This window comes from Variovorax sp. 01T439_2 (genome assembly GCF_056398445.1).
The window spans coordinates 1-3,050 of record NZ_JBFTPJ010000719.1 but is presented as its reverse complement, the minus strand read 5'-3'; the positions used below and the strand labels follow the sequence as shown (position 1 = coordinate 3,050).

At 67.2% G+C, this 3,050-nt stretch carries 2 protein-coding genes and 1 pseudogene; all 3 read right to left on the bottom strand.

The features are described 5' to 3' along the window. Positions 1 to 282, bottom strand: a pseudogene (locus AC1DOC_RS26540) (nitrate ABC transporter permease); the annotation flags it as partial. A 91-nt stretch (positions 283 to 373) separates the two neighbouring features. Further along, on the bottom strand, positions 374 to 1,618 hold the full coding sequence (locus AC1DOC_RS26535) for a CmpA/NrtA family ABC transporter substrate-binding protein (RefSeq protein ID WP_012748618.1): 1,245 nt from the start codon (positions 1,616 to 1,618) through the stop codon (positions 374 to 376). A gap of 346 nt (positions 1,619 to 1,964) precedes the next feature. Beyond that, positions 1,965 to 3,050: nitrate- and nitrite sensing domain-containing protein (locus tag AC1DOC_RS26530; RefSeq protein WP_478130819.1), on the bottom strand; the 1,086-nt coding region annotated here is incomplete at its 5' end.

Genomic DNA, 3,050 nt, shown 5'->3' with positions numbered 1-3,050 from the left:
CTGCAGCGACGAGAGCACGTTCCAGCCCACGCCCTGGTCGTTCGGGCCCTTGCTGTAGAAGGGGTCGCTGAACACCGTGAGCGCCTGCTRCCAGGTGGCGAGCGGCGACGGAAAGCCGGTGGTGCTCTTCATGGCCACCAGCTCCCAGATCAGCACCAGCAGGCCGAAGCCCGCGAGCGGCGGCAGCACGCGCATCCAGAAGGCGCGCAGGTCGAGGGGGGTGCGTGGTTTTTGCTCCCTGGCGACAGGGGCGGGCTGCGAGGGTGCTTCGGCGCGGGGCACACCCTCACCCCGACCCTCTCCCGCACGCGGGAGAGGGAGAGATGCGTCCATCGGCGAATGAAATACAGCGCTGACCATGATGTGTTCCTCCTCAGGCATGTAGCTTGAAAGACTCGGCGTACTTCTTCGGATCCTTGCCGTCCCACACGGTGCCGTCGAACAGCTTGCTGCTGCGCATCGTGTCCTTGGGCACCGGCGTCTGCGTGGCGGCGGCGGCCTGCTTGTAGATGTCGATGCGGTTGATCTCGGTGGCCACCTTCAGGTAGTCCGGATGCTCCTTGAGCAGGCCCCAGCGCTTGTGCTGCGTGAGGAACCACATGCCGTCCGACAGGTAGGGAAAGCTCACGGCGCCGCCGTTGTAGAACTTCATGTGGTTGGGGTCGTCCCAGCTCTTGCCCATGCCGTTGACGTAGCGTCCGAGGATGCGCTGGTTGATCGCATCCACGCTGGTGTTGACGTAGCTCTTGTCGGCGATGGTCTCGGCCATCTTGTTCTTGTTCTGCAGGCCGGTGTCGATCCACTTGCCGGCCTCGATGATGGCCGCGGTGACGGCGCGCGCGGTGTTGGGATACTTCTTGACGAAGTCGCCCGTGGTGCCGAGCACCTTCTCGGGGTGGTCCTTCCAGATGTCCTGCGTCGTGATGGCCGTCACGCCGATGCCGTCCATGATCGCGCGCTGGCCCCAGGGCTCGCCCACGCAGTAGCCGTCCATGTTGCCCACGCGCATGTTGGCCACCATCTGCGGAGGCGGCACCGTGATGTTCTTGACGTCCTTGAACGGGTCGATGCCGGCCGATGCGAGCCAGTAGTAGAGCCACATCGCATGCGTGCCCGTGGGAAAGGTCTGTGCGAAGGTGTATTCGCGCTTTTCGCTCGCGATCAGCTTGGCGAGCGAGGCCGCGTCCACCGCGCCCTTGTCCGCGAGCTTCTTCGACAGCGTGATCGCCTGGCCGTTGTTGTTGAGGGTCATGAGCACGGCCATGTCCTTCTTGGGGCCGCTCAGGCCCAGGTGCATGCCGTAGACCAGGCCGTAGAGCACGTGCGCCATGTCCAGGTCGCCGTTGGAGAGCTTGTCGCGTACGCCGGCCCAGCTGGCTTCCTTGCTGGGCACGATCTTCACGCCGTACTTCTTGTCGATGCCCAGCACCGAGGCCATCACCACGCTGGCGCAGTCGGTCAGCGGGATGAAGCCGATCTTCACTTCTTCCTTCTCGGGCTTGTCGGAGCCCTGGGCCCAGACGGCGGCGCGCAGCGCGGGATTGACTCCCACGGCGCCGATGGCGGCGGCTTGCAGTACGCGGCGGCGGCTGAGGCGGGTTTTCAGCGGGTCGGTCATGTGGCGGGCTCCGGTTGAAGAACAACAAACAAACAAAGGAAGACAAAAACAAAAAGGCGTCCCGCACCGCGCAGGGGCTGCTCGAAAACGAGCCCTTGCGGGATGGGGGACGCCTTTGTCCGATCGCGGTGGGCAACACCCGCCGTTGGGTGCCGCCTGCCTGGGACCCGAAGGTCCATGGACTACTTTAGCAAGCTGTGTGCCAGCTTTTGCGGTTGCCGGTTGCTATCGAATCGGCAGCAGGAGAGCGGTTGCCGGCGCATGCGCAAGGGCTGCCGGGCGGAAATCCGCAGGCATGCACGCTTGTTGTGCGCTGCACCAATCCGAACGCTTTTTGGGGCGGCGCTCAGCGCCGGGGCGCTGCATCGAGCGGCAGGTAGTCGGCCATGGCGAGCATCGACTCGGCCACGTCGACCAGGCGGCGCTTCTGGTTCATGGCCGTCTGCAGCAGCATCTTGTGCGCCTCGTTCTCGCTCATGCGGCGGTGCGCCATCAGCAGACCCTTGGCGCGCTCGACCAGCTTGCGCTCGTTGAGGGAAGCGCGCACGGTTTCGAGCTCGTCGCCCATGGCCTGCAGCCGGCGCGACTGCTCCTGGACCATGTCGAGCACCGAGCGCTCCAGGTGGCGGCCGTACTGCGCGGGCTCGGTGGCCCGGGTGTCGGCGTCGTCGAAGAACACCGCGCCCTCGGGCTCCGGCGCCAGGTTGCCGAGCACCTGCTGGTAGCGCTGCAGCTCGCTGCGCGCCTGCGCGGTCTTGTGGGCGCAGAGCTCGCGCAGGTCGGCGGCCAGCCGGTCCTCGACGGTCTTCATGGCGTCGATGCGGCGCGTGCACCAGTCGAACCAGGCCTGGCTCAGCCGGGGGTCGGGCGCGGCCGCCGAAGCCGCCTGCGCCGAGCTCACGCTCATGCGGCGCTGGCGCTCGATCTCGGCCATGACGGCCTCGGACTGGCTGTGGTGCCAGAGCGCCAGCACGCCGCTGCTCGAAAAGTCGGTGAAGACCTGGAAGCAGCGCTCCTGCAGTTCGATGAGGTGCAGCCATTGCTGGCGCTGCGCCTCGTCGCCGCGGCCCAGCGCCAGCGAGGCGGCGCCGAAGGCGCGCTCCTGGCCGGCGAATTCCTTGCCCTGCATGAAGTTGAACATCGCCACCAGCAGGCGCGAGATCTCGGGATCGGTGGCGCCGTCGGCCGCCTCGAACACCACCGCCAGCAGGCCGGCAACCAGCTTGGCGAAGGCCGCGGTGGCCTGCGCGGGCGTCAGCTCGAGCGCGCCGATGCGCCGGCGCAGGGCGGGCAGGCCGTCCAGCCCGGGAAGCACCCAGGCAATGCGGCTGAAGAGGCGGGCGCTGTTGCCGGCGGTGGCGCCGGGGTGCGCTTCGGTCTCGAGCTGGTCGAATCCGGCACGCACCTCCTGCTCGAGCGCCAGGCATTCGGC

Excerpts from the sequence above, each read along its gene's own strand:
- AC1DOC_RS26535 (WP_012748618.1), bottom strand. The coding sequence starts at position 1,618 with ATGACCGACCCGCTGAAAACCCGCCTCAGCCGCCGCCGCGTACTGCAA.